This window comes from Mojavia sp. (genome assembly GCF_059505145.1).
The window spans coordinates 1-22,987 of sequence record NZ_JCACKA010000121.1 but is presented as its reverse complement, the minus strand read 5'-3'; the positions used below and the strand labels follow the sequence as shown (position 1 = coordinate 22,987).

The window sequence follows — 22,987 nt, the reverse complement described above, 5'->3', positions numbered from 1 at the left end:
TGTAAGCCCAAAACCTTTAGCTGGCTTGGTTTACAGGCGATTGTCGCCCCTTGAATGAGCGCGCATTCCATAGTAACTTAACTTACTCAATCAATCCCAAATGCCGATGAAAAGCGTTAACAGCATTTGCCACCCCATCTTCACTCCGAATCTTCTCCCCTAACTCCTGGGCTTTTAACTGCATCGCCTCATCACCCAATACAGCTTCAATCGCTGCCGCTAGAGTTTCTTCTGAGACTTCCTTGTACGGTATCAGTTGAGGGCTGACTCCTAGTTTTGCTAACTTTTGTCCCCAAACTGGCTGATCTGCAAAGAAGGGTACTTCTTCAATTCGCAATTCGCAATCCGCAATTCGCAATTAAAATACGCACTCATCTAATTGAATAATTGGCTAGTTTTTTGGGTTTTAACCTTTCAGTGAGAGAAAATTGCGAATTGCGAACTGGTAATTGCGAATTGATTTGGTATCCCTGCTCGTAATACTGCCGCCGTCGTACTTGCTCCTCCGTGGTGAACCATTGCTGACACTTGAGGCAGCAGCCAATCATGGGGAACATCGCTTATCGTAAACACTCGTAGCGAATCCTTGGGATTGACTGTTCTTCCAACCCGACCCCAGCCTGACAATATAATGCCGCCTTGACGCGTTTTCTTTAAGGCTTCCACAATATAGTGTGTGAGATACTCTGGATTGGGCATGGTCATACTGCCGAATCCAAAGCATAGAGGTGCTTGCTTTCGCCCCAGAAAATCTAGCAGTTCGTCGGGAGCCTCGTCTTCGTATTCGTCGGCACGGTCGATAAACCAGAACCCAGTCACGTACACCCATGCTGGCCAATCCTTTGGTCTTGGGATAACGTGCGGGCTAAACCCATATAACACGGGGATTCGTGCTACGTTAGCCGGGGTTTTACGTCTAAACCGACTGCCCAAAAACGGCAGTGTGGGCAAGTTCAGCGTAGAGGTTCTAAACTCATTCAGCAGTTTTCGATACTTTTGCCAGTAGAGCAACTCTGCAATCAAGTAGCTGGCATAATTGATGACTTTCTTGAGCGGATTTTTTGTTGGTCGAGCGAATCTCAAAAATCCAAACATTCCTGTGGGAGTCAACGGCAGAACTGATGCAAAAAAGCAGGGTAAGCCTAATTTCTCCGCGATGTGGTATCCCGGTATCCCCAGTTTGATCTAAATCTTGTACTTATATAACGTAAAACCGTCCGAAAAGTGCTGCTCACAGCATGATTTACTTCATAGTCAAACCGAAAAGCTGGTGAGTTAACTGTGAAAAAGTTATTCAGTGCGATTAATGCTGCGCTTAGGAGTCTAGCACCTTGGACAACAACAGTTGCGATGACAACAGGGCTACTTTTAAGTGTGCCAGTTCCAGGGATAGGGCAACAGCAAGCTCCTGTATATTCACAAGAGCAGCAAGCAGCTTTAAAGGAAGCTGAAAACCTGAATGAGCAAGTAATTAAGTTATACCAAGAAGGGAAATACACTACCGCTATCCCCAAAGCAGAACGCTCACTCGCTATTAGAGAGAAGGTATTGGGTAATGTTCACCCCGATTTCGCCTCTAGCTTGAATAATTTGGCTGAACTATATCGCTTACAGGGAAATTATCAACAGGCAGAACCTTTGTATCAACGCTCACTCACTATTAGAGAGAAGGTGCTGGGGAATGTTCATCCTGATGTCGCTACTAGCTTGAATAATTTGGCTATACTATATCGCTTACAGGGAAAATATCAACAGGCAGAACCTCTGTATCAACGCTCACTCGCTATCTATGAGAAGGTGCTAGGTAAAGAACACCTCTCTGTCGCCTCTAGCTTGAATAATTTGGCTGCACTGTATCAGGCACAGGGAAATTATCAACAGGCAGAACCTCTGTATCAACGCTCTCTGACTATCTATGAGAAGGTGCTAGGTAAAGAACACCTCTCTGTCGCCTCTAGTTTGAATAATTTGGCTGCACTGTATCAGGCACAGGGAAAATATCAACAGGCAGAACCTCTGTATCAACACTCACTCGCTATTAGAGAGAAGGTGCTAGGGAATGTTCACCCCTCAGTTGCTGCTAGCTTAAATAATTTGGCTGAACTATATCGCTTACAGGGAAAATATCAACAGGCAGAACCTCTGTATCAACGCTCATTCACTATTAGAGAGAAGGTGCTAGGGAATGTTCACCCCGATTTCGCCTCTAGCTTGAATAATTTGGCTCTAATGTATCACTTACAGGGAAAATATCAACAGGCAGAACCTCTGTATCAACGCTCATTCGCTATTTATGAGAAAGTATTGGGTAATATTCATCCCTTGGTCGCCAATAGCTTGAATAATTTAGCTGCACTATATCTCTCACAAGGTGACATTACTCGTACAACCGATTTTTTACGCCGTGGGTTAGAAGTTGAAGCACAAAATTTCAATTTGATTTTTGCTGTCGGCTCAGAACAAAGAAAACAGGACTATGTGAGAACTTTTAGTAGGACAACGTATCGTACCATTTCTCTATCCCTGCAAGAAGCACTCAATCAAGAAACAGCAGCTTCCTTAGCTTTAACTACCGTACTCCGCCGCAAAGGGCTGGTGTTAGATGCTGTTGCTGACAGCATCCAAATATTACGCGCTCAACTTGACAGCAACCCCGAAACTCAAAAATTATTTACTCAATGGCTGCAAGTACAACAACAACTCTCAGCCTTAGTTTTCTCTGATTTAGGGAAACAAACTGCTAACCCGAAAACTGGGCTTGAGCAACTAGAAGCCCAAAAAGAAAAATTAGAAACAGCTATTAGTGCTAAAAGTGCCGAATTCCGCTCTCATACTCAACCAGTTGCGTTAACAGCCATTCAAGCCAAAATACCCACTGATGCAGCCTTGGTAGAAATTGTACAGTATCGACCTGTCAACGTTAAAGCCAAGACAAATGCTCAATACTGGGGTCAGCCGCGTTATGCTGCGGCGGTGTTACGCTCAAGGGGTGAACCCAAATGGGTTGATTTAGGCGAAGTAGCAGAAATTAATAAATTAGCTGTAGATTTTAGAGCAGACTTAGCAACAGGTAGACCAATTAAAAAACTCGCCCGCACTATATACGAAAAATTAATCGCACCCATTCGTCCTTTATTAGGTGATGCGCGTCATATTTTGATTTCTCCTGATGGGGAATTAACATTAATTCCCTTTGAAGCATTCATTGATGAGCAAGATAAATTCCTGATTGAGCGTTACGCTTTTTCTTACCTCACCAGTGGACGGGATTTGTTGCGTTTCCAATCAAATGTTAACAATGCTTCTGCGCCCCTTGTGTTGGCAGATATTGATTACAACAACTCCTCGCCAACTGTAGCCTCTGCTAAAGTATCCCCTTCACGAGGTTCTCAAAATCGTCGCTCTGGTGAGCTAGCCACCTTAAAATTTCAAGCTTTAGCTGCTACTAAAGATGAAGCCACAGCCATCAAAAAACTTTTACCTAATGCGAAAGTGCTGTTAGGTCAAGATGCTACAGAAACCGCAGTCAAACAACTACAAAGTCCCAGTATTTTACATTTAGCTACTCATGGTTTTTTCATTGCTGATGGCAAACAAGATATTAACGCTTCACCAGAATTAGAATTAACACCCCGTCAACCGAGAATTATCAATATTGAGAATCCCTTGTTGCGTTCCGGGTTAGCTTTGGCTGGGTTCAATAAACGCAAACAAGTAACTAACGGTAATGATGATGGTGTGTTAACAGCGTTAGAAGTGGCTGGTTTAGATTTGCAATCCACCGAGTTAGTTGTCCTGTCAGCTTGTGACACTGGTAAGGGTGATGTGCGCGTTGGCGATGGTGTTTATGGATTGCGACGTGCTTTGGTAATGGCTGGTTCGCAATCTCAAGTGTTGAGTCTATGGCTTGTGGATGATGCCGCGACTAAAGATTTAATGGTGAAGTATTACCAGAATTTAAAAGTCGGTCTTGGCAGACATGAGGCTTTGCGTGCTACACAGTTGGAAATGCTCAACACTGAGCAATATCAGCATCCACAATTTTGGGCAGCGTTTGTTCCTTCTGGTAACTGGACACCGTTGAGCAGTAAGTAAACAAAGATTTTAATGCTTGCTTGCAATAAAGTGTTCGTCCAGCAGCGTTGGCAAAAGCGATCGCTCGACTACAGCAACTTATTCCACATCACTTCTTCTGTTTCCACTCAATCTTATACTCCTTCTCCACTGCCACCAACAGCTTCGCCTGCAACGAAGACAGATAAGGTTTGGCTTGCTTACCCAACCCCTGCAACAGCCAATCTACTGACGGGTCACGGCTGGCCACTGCATTCAACTGCCGCAACCGCATACATAGCTGTTGCATAAAGAGGCAATCTTCATCTAGCAATTCCAGAGATTTCAGGTGTTCGATTTTTACTGTATAGTCCCCGTCCCAGGTCTGGAGTGTGCAACTGTATTCACCAACATGAGTAACCACTCCCCAATAACCGCCTTTACCTCGCAAGTCTGGGTTGTCTTTAGGTACGAGAATGCAGATTTCGCCCTTTCTGTAGGGATTTGGGATAGGAGTTCTTTCTCGAATCCTGTCTACAATATCTTGGACTATGCGACCAGAGGGAATTTTATTGCCTGCAACTTCTACTGCTTGCTGCCATACTTGTTGTTGCTCTTGTGCTTCTAGCTGTATCAGAGGTCGCACTTGTCGTTCCGACGTAGGCAAAATGTGATCCATTGGATCACATTTTTGTTTTAAATTCTCAAACACCACTGCCGCATCCATTAAAAGATAAGGCTGGCGACGGCTGTAGCCAAAGCGATCCCGGCAATACTCCTCAAATGTTTTATGCGTGGAACGGTACAGCCTGCGATCGCGCAACTCCATGAGCGCCTTCCCTGCTTCATAGAACGCCCTTTCTACCTTGCGCTCCAAATGCAGGCGATCGCGCTGCTCCTCAGAAGTCAATTCTCGAACTTCAAGCGCTGCCACATCAATAGTAACTGAGCCTGGATTGTCCTGCACCTGTTGGTCTAGCGGTGGCTTTGGAGGAGTAGAAGCAGCAGGAGTGACCTTCTTGCGAGAGGGGGGTTTGTTCATTGCCCCACCTCCTGTGTGAAGGTGGTTGAACAGGTATTTAGTTGTATGATCATGGTAATAATCTTATTTTACCTATTCCCCATCCCTTTACTGTGGTTGGGGTTTTTATTCACTTCTTATATCTTTGCATTTACCGTCAATTACTTTATTTAACTGTCCGAACAAATTACATTATCTTTAACAATGGGGCATTAACCTGGTTTCGATTTAATGTTACATTTGTCTCCCTGGCCCAAAATCATTATCAAGGCATGAAACCCACCAAAAAATCTGAAATCCTAACTCTTAAGAAATCACTTGCTAGACAGCCAGCACCAGAGGAAGTTTCTCCAGTTGATACCGCCATTACTTCCGAACCTGTTATTGAGCAGCAGCCAGATGTAGATGTAGAAAGCCTTGCCCCAGAATATTTCACTAGCTACGCTCCGGTGCTTGAATATCCCACAATCAGATCTGTTGCTAACTCTGGCGGTTGGCAAGCTTCTGATATCTGGCGCGAGTTGCGTGTTGATGGTTTGTGTGATTGATATTATCAGTTGCAACAACTCGCCGTGCTTTTGTCTGAGTTGCAATAGTTTTCGCACACAACTACTTGATGTGTTGGGGAGCCTTAACTATTCTCAGTATTTTATTGCTCTTAATTATATATTTGAAAATATGAAGAGATTATAGATAATTTTAGTATATTTTTATTCTTGCCTAGCAATGCTTCTAGAAGTTATAGCTTTCAAGAATTTAGTCAGACAATTTTTATCCTTGTATTTGCACCAGTTGAATAGTTGTGCGGTAAAAATACAGCTAAACTTGCCCTCAAGCATGATTGCCGCATGGCACTGCCCTAGTACTTCGCCACGCAATTTTTTACAGGTGGGACTGACTCCTTAGCATAGTGTGACTTGAAGAAGATTTTGGACAGGTTGTCCACCTTTACCATCCAAAAATGTATGTCCAACTTTACGTTCCAAAAACGTCCAAAAAATAACATAAAAGAAAGCTAAACTGCTCAAACTATCTCCCTATATGCAAGATAAAGGTTTTGCTAATAGCGATGCCAAGGGCGGCAAGCGATCGCAACGCTGTAAGAAATCCCAGGATTTAGAGAAAAGTTGGCATCTGAGTATTATTTATATGGATTTGCGTCCATATCCTTCTTCCATTTTTGTTATTATGTCCATTTTCTTTATCCAAAGTTGCGATCGCTTGATTAATCCCTTAACGAAGTTATAACTCTTTCAGCTTGCAACTTGTCCAACTTCTCCTTCCAAAATCTGTCCAAAATCTTCTTCAAGTCACACATAGCGAGAAGGGAACGTGAAAACGATCACACCTGTCATAATCTCTGTGGTGGACTATTAGTTCCCTCCGGGACGCTACGCGTTAGCGTAGCTCCTCGCAAGAGGCACGCGCAATCGTTTGCCTGAGAAGTTGTGCGTCCTATATCTGTTTTGGCTTATTCTGAAAATATTTGTCATACTACCGCAAGTCAATGGACGGTTTTATTTGGGCAGCGCTTCTTCTGTGGACAACAATGATTTTTGTTCAAGATAAGATATTAATGGCTCGGCTCGGCCTTGAATGGGGCTGGTGGACGCTTGCCAATTCCTTTGCCCTTTTGGTTGGTTTATTTGTTGCAAGCATCGTCGCTTTCTCGGTATTGTTTTCCTTCCAGCTTGATCTGTTAAAAACACGAGATCTCGCGCTCATTTTTGGAATTTTTGCGATTCTCCTGGGTGCGAGCATTGCACTGATACAGTCGATTGTTCTCAAAAGGCAACGTGTCCCTAAATCAGTTGTGTGGTCTAGCATCAATATAATAGTTGCCATCGTTGCATACATTCTGCTGGCTAGTTTCAACAGCACTGCCCTTTGGAAGGGTGATTGGAAACCCATCATTGTTTCTGTATTTGTTGGTGCAATTATTGGAGCAGCCACAGCCATTGCTACTGACCTCTACTGTTTACGCGTACAACGTCTAGCCCATCAACAGGATGAAGACTCCACAGATTGGGAAGAAGACGAAGAATGAAGGGCGTTGCTGATTAATGGGATGAATTTTGTTTCGTGCAAAGACGCATAGACGCGAAGAATCAATCTTTGGCTTTTGTCAAAAATCTCAATTCATCCCGCATTTATGCAACGCCGAATGAAGAATATGTGATTGACGCGGCATCAATCTAAATTTTGATTGGTGCGATGCTGCGAAAGTTGCTGGCTAACGCACTTGGGTCATCAAGGGGTATCAGTATGCCTGCTCAGAATTTTAAGGAACTAGCGAAAGCCTCTGGTTACAAAGTGAGCATAAATTTCAACTACGTTTATGTGCTTAGATTTTTTTAAAAGGTAAGTGCGTGAAGCTTTAGGGGTGCGCGAGAGCGGCGTTAAGTGTTAGTAGCGTCGTCTTTGATTTTAAGATGCCAGTGCTACTCATGCCAGAACATGACCAATTGCATAAGTATAGATAATTTGTTTATTTTTATCATCTTTCTAAAAACTTAAATCTATACCAATGATTTTTTAATTATCTTCTCCATCCTTTTCATATATTTAGATGTATATCTTTATTACATAATTACTCCCTTAATATATAAGTAATTTATATCGATAGAATCTTGATATTCGATGATTAACTCTTAAATTCCGAGACAAAATCAGGATTTTGACAATGTATTATTGCTCAACGAATTCTATAATATCTTTTTATTACCAAAAAATGATTTTGCATTTTTAGCAAAATTCAATGTCTTTTTTCTGATGTAGTGGATTGCCCAATTAGGTTTAGATAGATAATGCAGTGCGATTTTTCATTACCGCCTGAGTGTACTCTTCGCAAGGCCGTGCCTCATGATATCTGGTTAATTATATTTGTGGTATTTAGAGCAAGGCTTGACCCCAGCCAACTAAGATGGCAGCAATTTTGGATCATTGAATGTGATGGGCGTTTAATAGCCTTCGGACAGCTACGAAAATTTCACTCGGCGCAAGAACTAGGCAGTTTATTTGTTGCACCAGCTTGGCGAAATCGTGGCTTAGGGACTTTTTTAGTCCAGCATTTAATCGCTCAAGCTACTCAACCGCTTTATTTAAAATGCTTAAAGCCTGGACTGGCAGAGTTTTACAGACGAAGAGGCTTTGTGCCTGTTACCTTTAAGGACTTACCGTTATCACTCAAGCCTAAATTTCAGCTATCTCAATTGAGGAAGAGTTTACTTAAGGCCTTTGTACTATTTATGAAGTATCAAGACCCAGGTTAACACTAATCGATACCAGGTTAAGGTCTACTCGTCATTTTGTTAAAGCTTTTGATCTCCAGATCAAGTGTAGAAAAAGTTAGAGACTAGTCTTGGAGAAAGTTAGCATTAATACTTGTTTATTCAAACAAAGTCAGATAGAAAAGCTAATTAAATAATTTTGCAATAATCTTTATATTTAGAGGTAAGTTTATAAATACGATGAAATACACTAATTTAATAAATGCTGCTATAGGCTCAGTATTTCTTTTTTTATCGACAAATTTTGTTTCTGAAGCTCAAATTATTCCAGACACGACTTTACCTCAAAGCACGAGCACAAAACTAGAAGGAAATACCAGGATTATCGAAGGAGGCACACAAGCAGGAAGTAACCTATTCCACAGCTTTGAAAAGTTTTCGTTAACTAATGGGAGTACCGCTTATTTTAACAATCCTCTGGATGTTGAGAATATTATTAATCGAGTCACTGGCGGGTCAATTTCTAATATTGATGGCATCCTCCGAGCAAACGGTAAGGCTAACTTTTTTCTAATTAATCCTAGTGGGATTATTTTTGGTCAGAATGCACGTTTGGATATTGGCGGTTCGTTTTTAGCCAGTACAGCTAGTAGCCTGAAGTTTGCAGATAGTTTGGAGTTTAGTGCTACGAATCCTCATTCTACTCCGTTGCTAAGCATCAATTTACCAATGGGCTTGCAATATAGCAGTAATACAGGAATAATTCGCCTTCAAGGTACAGGTCATAATCTAACTGGTTTAGCATTCTCACCAGTTGTTAGGAATAACAATTTAACAGGTTTACGAGTACAGCCAGGAAGGACTCTAGCGCTTGTTGGCGGTAATTTAATTTTAGAAGGTGGTACGATCACAGCAGAAGGAGGGCGGATCGAACTGGGTAGTGTCGGTAATAACGGTCTAGTCAACATTACTCCAACAACCTCTGGCTGGAATTTGGAGTATAAAAATGTATCTTCTTTTCAAGACATTTCCTTATTAAGACGCGCTCTAGCTGATGCTAGTGGTATTGGTTCTGGTTCTATACAGATACAAGGACACAAGGTTACGCTTACTGATGGCTCAGTAACCTTAATTCAAAATCAAGGATTACTGCCAGGAGGGACATTAAACGTAAATACTTCGGAGTCCTTAGAAGTAAGTGGTACTGATCCAGTTGCCATGATTGCTGGCAGCTTGCGGAATGAAACTTTGGGATTTGGCAAAGCTGGAGATATCCTAATCTCAACTCCAAAGTTAATTCTCCGCAATGGAGGGCAAATAAGTTCTTTAACCTTTGGTGCTGCAAGAACTGGCAATATAGTTGTGAATGCTTCTGATTATGTAGATTTGATTGGAGTTTCGCCTCTTAATTCTAGTGTTTTCAGTCTCATCAGTGCCGCAACTTTTAGTTCTGGAGATGTGGGCAACATTGCGGTGTCAACAGGGAAGTTGTTTATTACAGGAGGAGGTGCTCTGACATCTTCTACTTTTGGAACTGGCAAAGGAGGAAATATTACTGTAGATGCTATTGATTCCGTAGCAGTAATAGGATACGCGCCAATGATATTTCAAGCATCAAATATTTCTACCACAGCTTTAAATGCTGGCGACGCAGGTAATCTAACAATCAATACATCAAACTTGAGTGTCAGGGATGGAGGACTAATTGATGCTTCTACATTAGCAAGTGGCAATGGAGGAAGTATTACTATCAATGCCTTGAAAAACCTAGAGGTGAGCGGTACAATGTCCGGTTCTGGGGAGCTTAGCTTGATAGTATCATCTGCTAACATCATTGCTCCAACCTTACAAAAGTTATTCAGACTTCCACTGAAGCCTTCTGGAAAATCTGGAGACGTAACGATTAATACTAATCACTTAAGCGTTACAAATAGCGCTAAAGTTAGTGTCGGAAATAGCGGCTCCGGTAATGCAGGAAAACTTAAAATTGATGCCAATACAGTCAACATCACAAACAACGGAGGTATTACAGCAACTACTGCCATTGGTCAGGGGGGTGATATTGATATCATATCAGGGCTATTTCGTCTAAGCAATGGCATTATCTCTTCAACTGCTGGACAGCAAGGCACTAATAGTGATGGTGGAAACATCACCATTGATACAGACGTTTTATTTAGTTTGGGAAGTAGCACTATCACAGCCAACACTTTTGGAGGACGTGGCGGAAATGTTCTAATCAATGTTGATAATGGGTTCTTCTTCTCCCGTAATAGCCGAGTTGAAGCAAGCTCTCAGTTTGGAATCAACGGTACGGTTCAAATCAATGGTCTTCCAATTAATTCTAATAGCATTAAGGTAGCAACAGAAACAATTCCAGTAGCCCCTCAAGTAACCTCAGTTTGTCAGGGACGAGCAGACACAGGAGTAAGTAGTTTTATAGTTAATACTACTCGCAGCCCACAATCCAAGCCTAACGACCTGATGTATAACAATGTCGAGCGAAATAACTTTCTTCCAGGTCAAGCTGTTAATAATTCACACAATCCAAAACCATTAACAAGTAACCAACCCACACAAATTATAGAAGCCAACACTTTGATTCGGGATGCTCAGGGTAATTTAGTGTTGACGACAGACCAAGCAAATGCAGCCTTTCTTGATACTTCGCTGTCTGCAAGTTCTTGTTTTTCAGCGTTTCAGGGATAAAAAAATCTAAAAATGATCTTACCTCAATGTTGCTTTAAATATCTATTTTCAAGCCTTCTAGTCTTGTCTATAATTGCAATTCACTCATCTTCATCTGCCCAGACTGGAAAAAAAGAATCACAGCAAAATCAGGCAGCGTTCTTGACTGAAAAGGGCCACGAGCACTTAGCTCTAGATCAAGCGAATGAAGCTCTTAAGAGTTGGGAGGAATCTACAAAAATTTATCGTCAACTGAACGATCAAGACGGTATTAAAGAGAGCCTGATTAATCAAAATTTGGCTCTACAAGCTCTAGGTTTATATAAACAAGCTTGCAATACACTTTTAAAGGCTTTAAAGTTGGATGGAAACTTAAGGATTTGCGACACTACACCGCAGCAAATTAACTTTTTTCAGAAAGAGCAGCTAACAACAGTAATTGGTAAGCAGAACCCAACATCAGTTAACTTAGCCGGATTGCAAAATTTAGGAGAAGTCTTGCGTCTGTTAGGTAAGCTAAACGAATCTTCAATAGTTTTAGAAGAAACATTAACGCTGGCTAAACAAGTATCATCAGAAAATGTTAGTAGTATCTATCTGTCTATAGCTAATATTGAGCAGTCAATTTACCAGCAGTTACAAGATAAATATTCATGGGTAGAGGAACCAATTTTTAAAGAGCAGATTGCTAATATTATTCCTCAAAAGGCGCAGAAATCATTAGAGCATTATCAACTGTTGGAAAATCTTCCAAATATATCAGAAAAAGCTAAACTGCAAGCTCAGTTAAATCATTTGACTTTACTGATAAGTTGGGAAAAATGGCTTAGAGATGAACCGGAAAAAGCAAATCTTCATACTCAAATTAATCAGCAAATACGAACATTAGTGAATCAAATAAATGAAAACTCTTCTGCCTTTTCCCAATTATCACCTGAGCTATCTATTCATGCTAGACTGAACTTTGCTAATAACCTAAGCCAGATTGCAGATGAACAGCTAAAATCAGTAGCGATTCGATATACTAAATTAGCTCTCCAAATTGCTCAAAGGATTAATAGTATACGTTGGTTATCATATAGTTTTGGTACTTTGGGTAAATTAGAAACTAAAGTAGAAAAATCGCAAGCATATTTTAACAAGGCTTTAGGGCTAGCTCAATCAATTCGGGCTTCGGATATCGCCTACCAATGGCAGCAGCAGTTGGGATTAATTTATCACAAGCAGGGAAAAAGTAAGCTAGCAATTGAGAATTATGATGCAGCGATCGCAAATATGACTCAAATTCGTGATAGCCTTTTGTCAAATAATAGAGATTTAGAGTTCTCTTTTCAAGAGGAGATGGAACCGACATATCGCAATTATATGCGATTACTCTTAAGATCTCCTCATCCTGATTTAAAACGAGTAATACAGATAAATGAAGGGTTGCAAATTGCACGGTTAGAAAACTTTTTGCGGTGCGGTAAGCTTGACCTTGTTGCTTTAAATCAGCTTCAAAACCTCAATAGCGCCCCTACACTAGTTCATATTATTGATTTGGGCGATACTATAGAAATAATTGTACAGTCCTCAGATGGTTTACTTCACCACCATTCTGTTGACTCTAAGTTAGTTCGCTTTAATGTAGATCATCTTCTGAAAACATTGCAAAGTGAAAAGTTTGCCTACACTCGAGAAAGTGTTATCATTTCTTATTCTCAAGCAATCTATGAAAGTTTAATCGCACCAATTAAAAGATATTTGCCTCAATCAGGAACACTGGTATTCACTTTAGATAAATCTTTTCAAAGTTTACCAATGGCATTGCTATATGATGGAAAAGATTATCTAATAAAGCATTACAGTATTGCGGAAACTTTAGGCTCTAAAATCCGACAACCAAAATCTTTGCTTAAAAATCAGATGATAGCTTTAATTGCTGGGATTTCTAAACCCAGTCCCAGCTATAAAGATCCAAATGCCCCTAAAGGCATGAATGATTTGCCACAATCTAAACAAGAAGTAGAACACGTTCAGAAACAAACTAAATCTTCAGTAGTCTTGTTAGACGAGAAATTTACCTTTAAAAGATTCAAAGAAGAACTGACTGAAAATAATTTTCCTATTGTACATATTACTACCCACGGTCAATTCAGTTCTGACCCACTCAAAACAGTACTGGTAGCTTATGACAAGGTAATTAATATTAAAGATTTTGACAGCTTAATTAGAGGTAAAACTCAAAATAGTCAAGATGCAATAGAGTTACTTGTTCTGAGCGCCTGCGAAACTGCAAAAGGTAACAAGCAGTCAGCCATGGGCATCGCGGGAATAGCTGCCCAGGCAGGTGCGCGTAGTACTATCGCTACTTTGTGGCGCGTGGATGCTAATTCTACCGCTTTGTTTATGCAAGAATTTTATAAAGGGTTGAACAATGGCTTGACTAAAGCCGAAGCAGTAAGACTTGCACAATTAAGTTTATTGTCAAATCCCCAATATCAGAAACCTTACTACTGGGCACCATTCCTGCTCGTTGGAAGTTGGTTGTAAAATTCCAACAATTTTAGCCCCTCTTCGACTTTTTGTAACTCTGTTGAATTATTATTACTTTTCGCTAACTCAGAGGCATTTGTATATTCCCTTTTAGCTTCATTTGGCAACCAGGCCCCAAGATAACGATCGCCTAGTACTCTATAAAGAGTAGGATTTCGGCTACCTGTTGTCGTCGCTGTTTGTGCCTTCAGCATTTCTATCGTTTCATTCAAAAGATTTTCTGACGCATAGATAGCATCTACATCAAGAACAGTTTCATCTGGGGGTAGCCCTAATTCCTGAATGCGTTTAATCGTAAGAGCAATCTGTTCTTGGTAGCTTACAGACAATAGGTTAACAACCGTTGAATCATTACTAATAACATTCCCATCTTTGTAAGCAAAAACATCTATTGTATATGCATTTCCTGGCTGAAGTTCCTTTTCATCACTTGGGTAGGCAAGCCTAGTTTGATTTACAACTTTTTGCCAGCCAAATTCGTAACTACTGACTTTAACTTTGTAAGAAGTAGCACCCTTAACAGGAACCCAAGTGATTTCAGGTCGAGGATTCAATGTTGAAGTACTGTAAGGAGAAATAATTGTCGGCTCATCGCTCTCTTCTGTGCCTCCTTTGGGACGAAGGCACACCCCGATATTGCTAGGATTGCAATTAGCATTAATAGCTTGAGTCTTAGGACATTTGTCTGAAACAACACCACTAGATAATTTTAAAATTTTGCCAGAACTGTAACATAAAAAGTTAATATAATCACCATTCAAAACTTCTATTCTTTCTTTTTCACAAATCAAGCTTTTAGCATCTAAGCGTTTCTCACCTTGATCCAATATTCTGCCAATCGGATCACAGTGAATTTGGCCTCTCCTTATTCTTCTTAACGGTACACTTGCAAGCAAGGGTATATCTGTTAACATTAAACAAATTAAGCAGAAAGATGCCCAATATTTTTTACTTTTTCTCACAAAAGTTTCTCTAGTTTTAGTATTGTTCCTTTCAGTAGATTATCATTTTTTCAATAACCCATCTAGTAACTCTTGTCTCCAAATAAAAATGTCTGAATCTGTAGACTTAGCCAGTAAACAAACTTCTACAGAAATTCTACTATCATCAATTTTACCTAACGCTTCTTGTACTTTAGATAGTAGGCAATAAGCGTCTATTCTTTGAACGTCTAAACTAATTGCTCTTTCTAAATATTTTTCAGCATCACTTATTTTCTTTTGTTCCAAACTAGCCCAGCCCAAATTCTTATATAATGCAGCTTTTGTTACTGGATCTTTAGTTTTCTGCAAGCCCTTATTGGCTAAAGAAATTGCTGTATTGTAGTCACCAGTTTTAATCTTGAGTCTTGACAAATTGTTAATAGCTAATACCGCTTCATTACTACTTTGAATAGCTATATTATATTCTTTCTCTGCTAACTCATACTCTCCTTGGCTATCATAAAAACTTCCCAGATTATAGTGTCCTTGCCAATAATTCTGCTTTAATTCAAATAACTTTTTATAGACATTTTTTACACATTCGTTATCTGCTAATTGCTGACACGTTATTCCTAAAATATTATAAGCATCTATATCTTGGTTGTTATATTTGACGGCAAGCTCATAATTCTTTTTTGCTACTTTAGGATTATCTATACTCCGAGAAGCTTTATAAAAATAATACTTAGAGATAGCAAGTTTAGTTGAAGGATTTATTTTTATTGCCCAGCCAAAAAAAATTTGTGCAGATTGAGTATCCTTTGCTGCTTCTGACCTTTCTCCTTGAGCTACCAAAGCATTAGCTAGTGCTGGTACAATTATTTTGAAAACTCCAGACCCTACTAAAGTCATAGACGTGATCGCAGCACTAATTATAAATGTTTTAGACCTAATTACTCTCTGAATTTTCCTTTGTAAAGGAAGTTTTTTTAAACGCTGTAAAATTATTTGAGTATTTTGTGGGCGCTGACCTGGAAAAGGAGCCATTAAATCATCAATTAAATCTGCTATAGATTTATCTATATGACGAGCTTTATCTCTCCAAAGTAGTTTTCCAGTTTTCGCATTACTTTTGATTCCAATTAAAGAAGTACCAGTAACCAAGTAAACAAAAGTTCTACCTAAAGCATAAAAGTCTGACTGTGGTACAGCTTGTCCATTAATTTGCTCCAAAGGAGAGTAACAAGCTGTCCTGATGGCAGTAATTTCGTGCCCACTACCTAATCCTGTACTAGATCCTCCACTAGTACTAACTTTCATTAAGTAAGTTCTAGTAATCTGGCGTGCCCCACCAAAATCGACTAATGCTAATTTACCGTTTGGTTGATAAATGATGTTTTCTGGCTTAATATCTCTGTGAAAAAAACCAGAGCGATGCACATTATCAAGGATATTAATTAATTGCAATAACCATTCAAATGCAACATCTTGAGTAATCCGTCCATAAATTTTTACCCATTCAGCTAGATTATCTCCTTCAAATTTTTGCATTACTAAGCAATGCAGTTCTAAAATATTATCATTTAGTATAAAAGTAAAATAATCTTTTCTATTAGACTTAGGAATTCCAGGATGGTCAAGAAGCTGTAATATAAATGATTCTCTTTGAAGTAACTCAACATATTTAAACTCATTGTTCCAATATAATACTTTCATCACTCTTGTTCGAGGTTCTGGATGCGATTGTGTACCAGTATCTTCAACCTCAAAGACATCTGTATAACTCAATTCATCATTTAAAGAAGTCAACGGGCGTAGCAAACGAATGCGACCGTTTATTAACAAGGAGTTACCACAGCCCAGACAATTTTCAGCATTATCAGGGTTTTGGCGTTCATTACAAAGGGGATTTATACAGTAGCTCACAGAGCGATTTCTCTTGTTTGTATTCTATCAAGTCTTTTATGTACCAAACCAAGTGGATCGACTAAAATATATTTCTTGACAACTGGTTGTAAGCTGTAACTAACTTCTTGTTTGGTTGATTTCCGGCTACTTTCAACTAAAGATCGTTGCTCTAAAATATCCATCGCTGTTATTACTTCAGAAATTGATAATTCTAAACTATATCGTTCTTTTAAATCATCAATTAGCTTAAAGAAGGGAATTGTGATCCCGTTATCTGAAGTTGATTCTGCTAAATAAATCATTATTTCTCTTTGGAGATTACTTAAAAAGCCAGGTGTCCCAAATTGTCTATTTAGCATGACTTGAATTCGCGGCTCGATTAAAGTAGTCCTATACTCAAAAAATCTTTGGACACTTCCTCCAAAAAAACGATTAATTCGGTCAGCAACTGCCTCCAAAGCTGATGGATTTCTACGATAAATTTCAATTATATTTTTACATTGTTCTCCAGACAAGCCTTTTTCATGAAGCATTTGTATTGCTGCATCTTCCTCTAACCCCTCCAGCCGTAAAGATACAACAGGTAAATCTGTTGTTATACAAGCAACTTCTTCTAAAGGTACTTGGCTTGTTATAATCAGGCAGCTTTGATGAGCTTCCTTTGTTAGTCCAATTAGAAAATCTTCATACTCTAATTTTTCCTCATAGTTCTTTACTTGTATTAACTTCTCAAATCCATCTATTACTAACAAACAACGATGTAAACAAAGTTCTTGCAACAACAAAGAAATTTTTTGTTGGAGAGTTTCTTTATCAAACTTTAAATCAAAAATATTAATTAGGTCATTAACAACGGAATCAATTGATGAATAACGTTCAATTTTCTTCCAAACTACATACTCATACACATTAGAATGTTCTAAAAGTATTTTTTCTACTAATTTTGCCGCCACTAAACTTTTTCCAACTCCTCCAACTCCAGTTATAGCTATACAACGCTTTTTAAAAGTATTTATTTGTTTTTTCAAATGGCTAATGTCTTTTTCTCGACCATAAAAAAAAGCTATTTTGGGTAATTCCCCATAAATTCTAGTCCTGCCTACTAAACAATCATTATCCAGTTTAGATGCTTCTAAATTGACATAATACTCTTTTGCTACTTTCATTAAAATATTTCTTAAAGTTATTTTTTTTACTTGTATTCCATTTCCAAGAACTTTTGAAAGCATTGTCCATAACGGTGGCCCGACTTCTTGCTGTAAATAATAAACGCTGTATCCAAAATCCTTTGCTATTTCTTTATATTCTTTGCTATCCCAAGATCCTCTGATTACAGCCCTCTCAGCTTGATTCAAATGCCTTCCAGCGTTTTGAAGCACTTGCTCGTCCAAAATTTCCAATACTTTCTCTATGTCAAAAATTTTATTTGAGTCCATGCTTAGCTACAACGGCACTACAACCGTTAGTGTATTTCATTTGACTTGTATTTAACCTTATCAACCCTTAATTGCGTTACATTTATTAACTTTGGTTAGGGGGGGAAAATTCCTTTGTAGGCTATATGATTAAAATGCTACATGCTTAGCTAGTAAAAAGCATTTATAAGTTCATTCTTACAGTTGCAGTCGAACCGCACTCTTGGGTGCTCTTGGGTGAAATTGACTAAATCTGCCAGAATTTTACCCAAGAGTATAGCTGCGCTTATTAACTGCGGTTTGTACTATTTGAGCCAAAACCCCCGCCCAAACTGGCTAAGCACACTAAATATGAGGAGATTATGAACCTTTGTATTGTTCTTGAAGCAAAAAGATGTGGAGAAAACCGAAGTTAAAAATCAAAACAACGTTAGATAAAAGATGGACAGAAGTTCTGTAAAATCAAGGCTAGTTGAAGCGGAGAATGGAGGTGAATATACAACAATATCAAAAATTAAAAGGACAAAGCGCCACTAAGGAGTAGCGCTTCGTCTGAGCATTAAAACCATATAGCTCCAGAGCGGGAGTTTATCTCGAAGGTACAAAAAAGTGGTCTTTATAGTTTGGCGACTTGATTTCCACTAAATTTGTCCAAGAGTATAATCCGCGCTGCTTTCCCTATTATATAGGGTGTCCACAGAAATTCCGCAATTTCTAGTGGTATTTTTTGGCTGTCAAAATTCCTAAGTTCATGTAAAGTTAAGTTTGATTAAGAAGAGAAATTCCGAATTTTGTGGTTAAAAGCTGTAGCAGCGCGAATAGCCCCCTTTGAAGCTCATAAACCGAGTTATCAGAGGAAATATCATGAAGAATAGCAAAAACCGCAAGAGCGTTGTGGTTGAGCGAGTGGGGACTGATAGTGCAGTCTTACCACAGCACAAAGCTGCCGTGGCACAGAGGAATTTCAGAAATATCCTGTCTAGTCCTTTACTAATATCTGAGGAATTATTGAGCATTTGCCCAAGGGGGGATGGCACAAAGTTTAGTTATTTGTTAAGACAAGCTGGGGGAAACAAAAAAATAAATGTATTCAAGGCTATTGCAGTAGTAAGAGTTACTAATGATTACTCTTTTCTCCCCCAGTCTCTCCAGATCAAAGAGCTTATCTTCGTGCCATTCGGCCCAAGGGTAATGGAAATACAGCGTCTCTCCAAGGAACTGCAAGGAGAGAGCAGATGAATAGTGCCCCAATAGAATATCCAAACAATCTCACCGCAGCCGAGTATCATGAGCTAGCGGTGGGCAGCGCCATTCATCCTGCCTTGATCGAGCGCAACTTTTTCCACATAGAGGGAGAATCAGTTTACGATTACCTGTTTATCTCCGATAAAATTCCTCGCAAAAATGCAGGTCGAGTAACGGATGCATACATCAAAATGTATCAGCATCTCTTGGTGGGAGGGACGTGGATTGGGTCGCTTGACCCCTTCAAAAATTGGCAGCCAATGGAGTGGGGACGAATCAAACCAAACTTTCCCCGCATTGATTGGGACAAAGGTAAACCCGTTAAGTACGAGTCGCCCCCCAAAACCGCCAACCGTGTTACATATTTTGATGTTGCTAACCCAGTTTGGGATTTAGTTGCACGACGGTACAACATTAAGCGTTATCATTCACTTTTAGCGCTGCGCTTGCTGGATCAACTTAATCCACGCCTGTTTTGGGAATGGGTAATTGCTCATCCAGAAATTCCAATAATATTATGCGAGGGTGAGAAGAAAGCCGCTTGCTTGCTCTCTCTTGGATTTGTGGCGATCGCGCTGCCGGGAATTTGGAACGGGCGCGTTGGGAAACAAGATTTTGATGAACGGTTGCATCCTGACTTAGTACCAATGGCTCAAAGGGGACGCAAGTTCATTATATTATTCGACTACGAAACCAGAGCCAATACCCGGTGGTCAGTGTTTCAAGCAACTGTTCGCACAGGTAGAGCAATTGTTGCTGCGGGTGGAAAGTGTGAAGTTGCATTACTGCCAGGGCCAGAAAAAGGTGTGGATGATTTCGTGGTTGGTCGCGGCGAAGATGCCAACGCTCTGTTGACTGCAATTATTGATGATGCAAAAAGCCTTAAAGATTACCAGCGTTCGTATCGGGCTAGAAAATGGGGTTTAAGCAAATATAAACCCGATGTTTGCGTTCATGTCAGGTATCTGTCAGACGCTTTTGTGAAAAAACAAGCCAGACCCCTGCAAGGGACTCAACACACATCCAAGCTTGACCACTCCCAGATTTGCGTAGAGTTGCCAGCAACCGATAATTCAGTTGAGTGCTTGAACCCAAACAGCAGTCAACCAAACGCTGACCAGAAGAGGCAGGGGGAAGGGAGCAGGGAGCAGGGGGAACAAGCCCTTTATAAGAGCGTGGAGCGTAGCGGAACATCGGTACAAGCCCCGCCCTTTCAGGGCGCTCGAACTTGGGCGGAGTACAAGCTCCGTCCCGGTTTTCCCCCTTGCTCCCTGCAAAACGCCCCTTTTCCTCTTGTTGGCGAGGAAAAACAAATCTTATCGATACCGATGTCCGGGCTGTTGGTACTGTGGAGTGACATGGGTACAGGGAAAACCGAACTCATGCGTTGGTGGCGTAACCAAAACCCAGAAGCACGATTTCTCAATAATGGGCATCGCGTCAATCTGCTGAAAAATCTGGCTCTGCGTCTGGAAACTGCAATGTACTCAGACTTGGGTTATGTGGGTTTAGCCCAGGCGCAAGCTCTCTCTATAACTATTGATAGCCTGCACAAGCTCAACACTCAAGCCCTGACTTATGGCTGCATATTTATTGATGAGGCTTGCCAATATCTCACCCATTTACTGCACAGTAATACTTGCAAGGAGCATCGCGCGGCAATACTGGAAGTGCTGGAGTATATCATATACAACGCGCCACTAGTAGTCATCGCTGATGCCCACATGGATGATATTACAGTAGATTTTTTCCGCTCCATGCGACCAAAGGGAGAAATTCCGTACATTGTCAAGAACGAGTGGCGAAATGGAGAGCGCACAATTTACTGGTACGAAGGCAATAATAATAGCGCCCTAGTTGCCCAAATCTCGGCAGCGCTAATGGCAGGGCAGAAAATCATGGTAGTTTCAGACTCCAAGCGTTTCATTAAGAAACTCGAACAATCTTTAGCCATGCAAATATATTCTCAATCGCCCCAAATCGATTCAGCATCAGCTACACATTCTCAAAAGAGCGCTCTTGACAGCAAACATTTCCCAAAATTACGCATTTGGTCTGTTCACTCAGACAATTCTGGCAGTGAAGAGAACATTGCTTTCATCAAAGATATCACTAACGCCGTTAAAAACCTCGATGCCTTGCTGACTTCTCCTAGCCTGGGAACTGGGGTAGACATTGCCCAATATCATTTTGATTTGGTATTTGGTGTATTTCATGGAGTTTCTCAAACTGCAACTGAGTGCGCCCAACAACTCTACCGCTATCGCCCGAAAGTCCCCTTTCACGTTTGGGTAGCTCCTGTTCCACCGTTCGGTTACAAAGATACCAACGCCCGCAAAATTAAAGAAAGATTGCTACAAACTAACTCTTTGACTGCTTTTCTACTGAGAATAGACCGTCAAACTGGCGAGCGTGGTGCTGAGAAAGACTGGGCATTAGAGGCTTACTGCCAAATTCAAGCTAACCGTCACTCTTGTCTCAATAATCTACGTGATGATTTGCGTTCGCTACTCACTGAAATGGGCAATTCCATAGTCTCAGTAGATACTGAGCATGATGCGAAAGCTACCGAACGTCTTAAACAAGCTGCTGCTGCTTTGGACATCGCCTACAACTCGGCTGTTGCCAGAGCTAATAATATTACAGCCGGTGAGTACCGCACTCGCCAAAGTAAAGATTACCTGCCCCCGATTGAAGTTTTTGAGTGTGAGAAATACCGCATTCACTCAGCTTACGGCATGGAAGTTACACCCGAACTTGTTGAACTAGATGATGGCGGTCGCTTAATTAGAGCGATCGCGGATCTTGAGGCAATTTCATCTCAACCTGATGGACTCATTAAAGACGATGCCACCGGACGAGAATACCCCAGTCCACCCACCATTGTCACAGATAAAGACCGTGCCGAACGGGACAATTTACCTTTGTGCATTGATTGGGGCAATTACTCTGCTCCGTGGCTGGCCCGTTTCAACTTGGGACTACATGACATTCTTAAAAGTTTAATTGCCGGGGGCGAAGTTACTGCACTTGACAGCGAACTGTTAAATATGACAGCGCGAGCCAAAAATTGTGCTGCTCATATTAAAGCAATTCTTGGGTTTACTGTCCCTGTTGATTGTGAACCGATATGGCTACTGGCGACTTTATTAGAGCAGTTGGGGTTAAAGTTGACCTGCCGTAAGCAGGGTAAACGTGGTCAACAGGTGAAAGTTTACTCGTTATCAAAGTCTCAATTGGAATTTGCATTGCAGGTCATTGCTCATCGTGTCACCAAACGCTCACAGCAGGCTACTAGTTCACCGATCCAATTTTGCGGTGTAGGTCGAGCAGAGGTAGCGGGGGGAGCAGGGGGAGCAGGGGGAGAAAATTCCTCCCTCCCCAGCCCCCCAGCTTCCCCAGCCTCCCCAGCCTGCCACCACGCAAAGTTTACTTGGCAGACTACTACAATCCACGCTGGGTATGTAGTTGAGCCTTTTAGTACCACCGTATCCACCCCCCCCCATGATTGTATAGGGATCTCCCATTGTCAGGGGGGGGATACTACGCCTTCTTTAGAAGCAGGGGGGCAGGGGGGCAGAGGGGCAAGAATCTTTCTCCCCTGCTCCCCCTCTCCCCTGCCCCCCTGCTCCAGAGTGCGATCGCACTACACTACTTCATTGCGTGGAAACCCTTCGCTCTGGCATTGCCCAAGGAGTAGACGCGATTAAAGCCATCCTTAAGCGATGGACAACTGATTTGCGCTGGGAGACGGTGTTGGAGTTGGAAGAACTTGCAGCAAGTGAGTTACGGCAAGTGGAAGCAGCTGTCCCGGAATTTTACGCCTTGCTCAGTGAGTCGGTGTTGCCAATGGAAGGATAACAACAGCGATCGCCGCTGCGCTAATGGTGAGACAATTACTTATGAGAATGTGGCTTATAGAATCCATTTGGGATCTTTAACGACGAGCTAAGATCAAAAATAAATGCC

At 40.9% G+C, this 22,987-nt stretch carries 17 protein-coding genes; 11 read left to right on the top strand and 6 right to left on the bottom strand.

What is annotated here, in order from left to right; all coding sequences use genetic code 11:
* Nucleotides 1-82: 82 nt before the first annotated feature.
* Together AC5JL8_RS32920 and AC5JL8_RS32915 are read right to left on the bottom strand one after the other, a co-directional pair.
* Nucleotides 83-358, bottom strand: coding sequence for a hypothetical protein (locus AC5JL8_RS32920; RefSeq protein ID WP_495883894.1), 276 nt, complete (start codon nucleotides 356-358; stop codon nucleotides 83-85).
* A gap of 56 nt (nucleotides 359-414) precedes the next feature.
* Nucleotides 415-819, bottom strand: a complete 405-nt coding sequence (locus AC5JL8_RS32915; protein WP_495883893.1) for a glycosyltransferase — start codon at nucleotides 817-819, stop codon at nucleotides 415-417.
* Nucleotides 820-1,039: 220 nt separating this feature from the next.
* Between AC5JL8_RS32915 and AC5JL8_RS32910 the strand changes: the two genes are divergently transcribed.
* Both AC5JL8_RS32910 and AC5JL8_RS32905 read left to right on the top strand, forming a co-directional pair.
* Complete coding sequence (locus AC5JL8_RS32910) at nucleotides 1,040-1,189, top strand: hypothetical protein (RefSeq protein WP_495883892.1); 150 nt, start codon at nucleotides 1,040-1,042, stop codon at nucleotides 1,187-1,189.
* Between the two features lie 92 nt (nucleotides 1,190-1,281).
* A complete protein-coding gene (locus AC5JL8_RS32905; RefSeq protein WP_495883891.1) occupies nucleotides 1,282-4,095 on the top strand; it encodes a CHAT domain-containing tetratricopeptide repeat protein in 2,814 nt (937 codons plus the stop codon).
* 88 nt (nucleotides 4,096-4,183) lie between these two features.
* On the opposite strand, the gene AC5JL8_RS32900 is transcribed toward AC5JL8_RS32905, so the two are convergent.
* Entirely contained in the window at nucleotides 4,184-5,095 is a 912-nt protein-coding gene (locus AC5JL8_RS32900) for a hypothetical protein (protein ID WP_495883890.1), read from the bottom strand.
* 251 nt (nucleotides 5,096-5,346) lie between these two features.
* Between AC5JL8_RS32900 and AC5JL8_RS32895 the strand changes: the two genes are divergently transcribed.
* The 6 genes from AC5JL8_RS32895 to AC5JL8_RS32870 all read left to right on the top strand — a co-directional run bounded on the left by AC5JL8_RS32895 (nucleotide 5,347) and on the right by AC5JL8_RS32870 (nucleotide 13,524).
* Entirely contained in the window at nucleotides 5,347-5,622 is a 276-nt protein-coding gene (locus AC5JL8_RS32895; RefSeq protein ID WP_495883889.1) for a hypothetical protein, read from the top strand.
* Nucleotides 5,623-6,115: 493 nt separating this feature from the next.
* Entirely contained in the window at nucleotides 6,116-6,322 is a 207-nt protein-coding gene (locus tag AC5JL8_RS32890) for a hypothetical protein (protein ID WP_495883888.1), read from the top strand.
* 259 nt (nucleotides 6,323-6,581) lie between these two features.
* Nucleotides 6,582-7,121 (top strand): hypothetical protein, encoded by a 540-nt coding sequence (locus tag AC5JL8_RS32885; RefSeq protein WP_495883887.1) that lies wholly within the window; start codon nucleotides 6,582-6,584, stop codon nucleotides 7,119-7,121.
* 760 nt (nucleotides 7,122-7,881) lie between these two features.
* Nucleotides 7,882-8,346, top strand: coding sequence for a GNAT family N-acetyltransferase (locus AC5JL8_RS32880; RefSeq protein ID WP_495883886.1), 465 nt, complete (start codon nucleotides 7,882-7,884; stop codon nucleotides 8,344-8,346).
* Between the two features lie 198 nt (nucleotides 8,347-8,544).
* The gene (locus tag AC5JL8_RS32875) at nucleotides 8,545-11,013 is read left to right on the top strand and encodes a two-partner secretion domain-containing protein (protein WP_495883885.1); all 2,469 of its coding nucleotides are present in this window, start codon (nucleotides 8,545-8,547) and stop codon (nucleotides 11,011-11,013) included.
* 63 nt (nucleotides 11,014-11,076) lie between these two features.
* A complete protein-coding gene (locus AC5JL8_RS32870; RefSeq protein ID WP_495883884.1) occupies nucleotides 11,077-13,524 on the top strand; it encodes a CHAT domain-containing protein in 2,448 nt (815 codons plus the stop codon).
* On the opposite strand, the gene AC5JL8_RS32865 is transcribed toward AC5JL8_RS32870, so the two are convergent.
* From AC5JL8_RS32865 to AC5JL8_RS32855, 3 genes are read right to left on the bottom strand one after another with little or no spacing between them, the layout of a single operon-like run.
* The gene (locus AC5JL8_RS32865) at nucleotides 13,485-14,489 is read right to left on the bottom strand and encodes a hypothetical protein (RefSeq protein WP_495883883.1); all 1,005 of its coding nucleotides are present in this window, start codon (nucleotides 14,487-14,489) and stop codon (nucleotides 13,485-13,487) included. The two genes, AC5JL8_RS32870 and AC5JL8_RS32865, sit on opposite strands and share 40 nt — an antisense overlap.
* A gap of 42 nt (nucleotides 14,490-14,531) precedes the next feature.
* Nucleotides 14,532-16,376: a protein kinase domain-containing protein gene (locus AC5JL8_RS32860; protein WP_495883882.1), complete on the bottom strand. Its 1,845-nt coding sequence runs from the start codon at nucleotides 16,374-16,376 to the stop codon at nucleotides 14,532-14,534.
* Entirely contained in the window at nucleotides 16,373-17,794 is a 1,422-nt protein-coding gene (locus AC5JL8_RS32855; protein ID WP_495883881.1) for a helix-turn-helix domain-containing protein, read from the bottom strand. The genes AC5JL8_RS32860 and AC5JL8_RS32855 overlap by 4 nt, the downstream gene beginning before the upstream one ends.
* A gap of 843 nt (nucleotides 17,795-18,637) precedes the next feature.
* On the opposite strand from AC5JL8_RS32855, the gene AC5JL8_RS32850 reads away from it, so the two are divergent.
* The 3 genes from AC5JL8_RS32850 to AC5JL8_RS32840 are packed head-to-tail and all read left to right on the top strand — an operon-like array spanning nucleotide 18,638 to nucleotide 22,879.
* Nucleotides 18,638-19,012: a hypothetical protein gene (locus AC5JL8_RS32850; protein ID WP_495883880.1), complete on the top strand. Its 375-nt coding sequence runs from the start codon at nucleotides 18,638-18,640 to the stop codon at nucleotides 19,010-19,012.
* Nucleotides 19,009-22,728 (top strand): plasmid replication protein, CyRepA1 family, encoded by a 3,720-nt coding sequence (locus AC5JL8_RS32845; protein WP_495883879.1) that lies wholly within the window; start codon nucleotides 19,009-19,011, stop codon nucleotides 22,726-22,728. Before AC5JL8_RS32850 ends, AC5JL8_RS32845 begins: the two co-directional genes overlap by 4 nt.
* Entirely contained in the window at nucleotides 22,682-22,879 is a 198-nt protein-coding gene (locus AC5JL8_RS32840) for a hypothetical protein (RefSeq protein WP_495883878.1), read from the top strand. Before AC5JL8_RS32845 ends, AC5JL8_RS32840 begins: the two co-directional genes overlap by 47 nt.
* The last annotated feature ends 108 nt before the right edge of the window (nucleotides 22,880-22,987 follow it).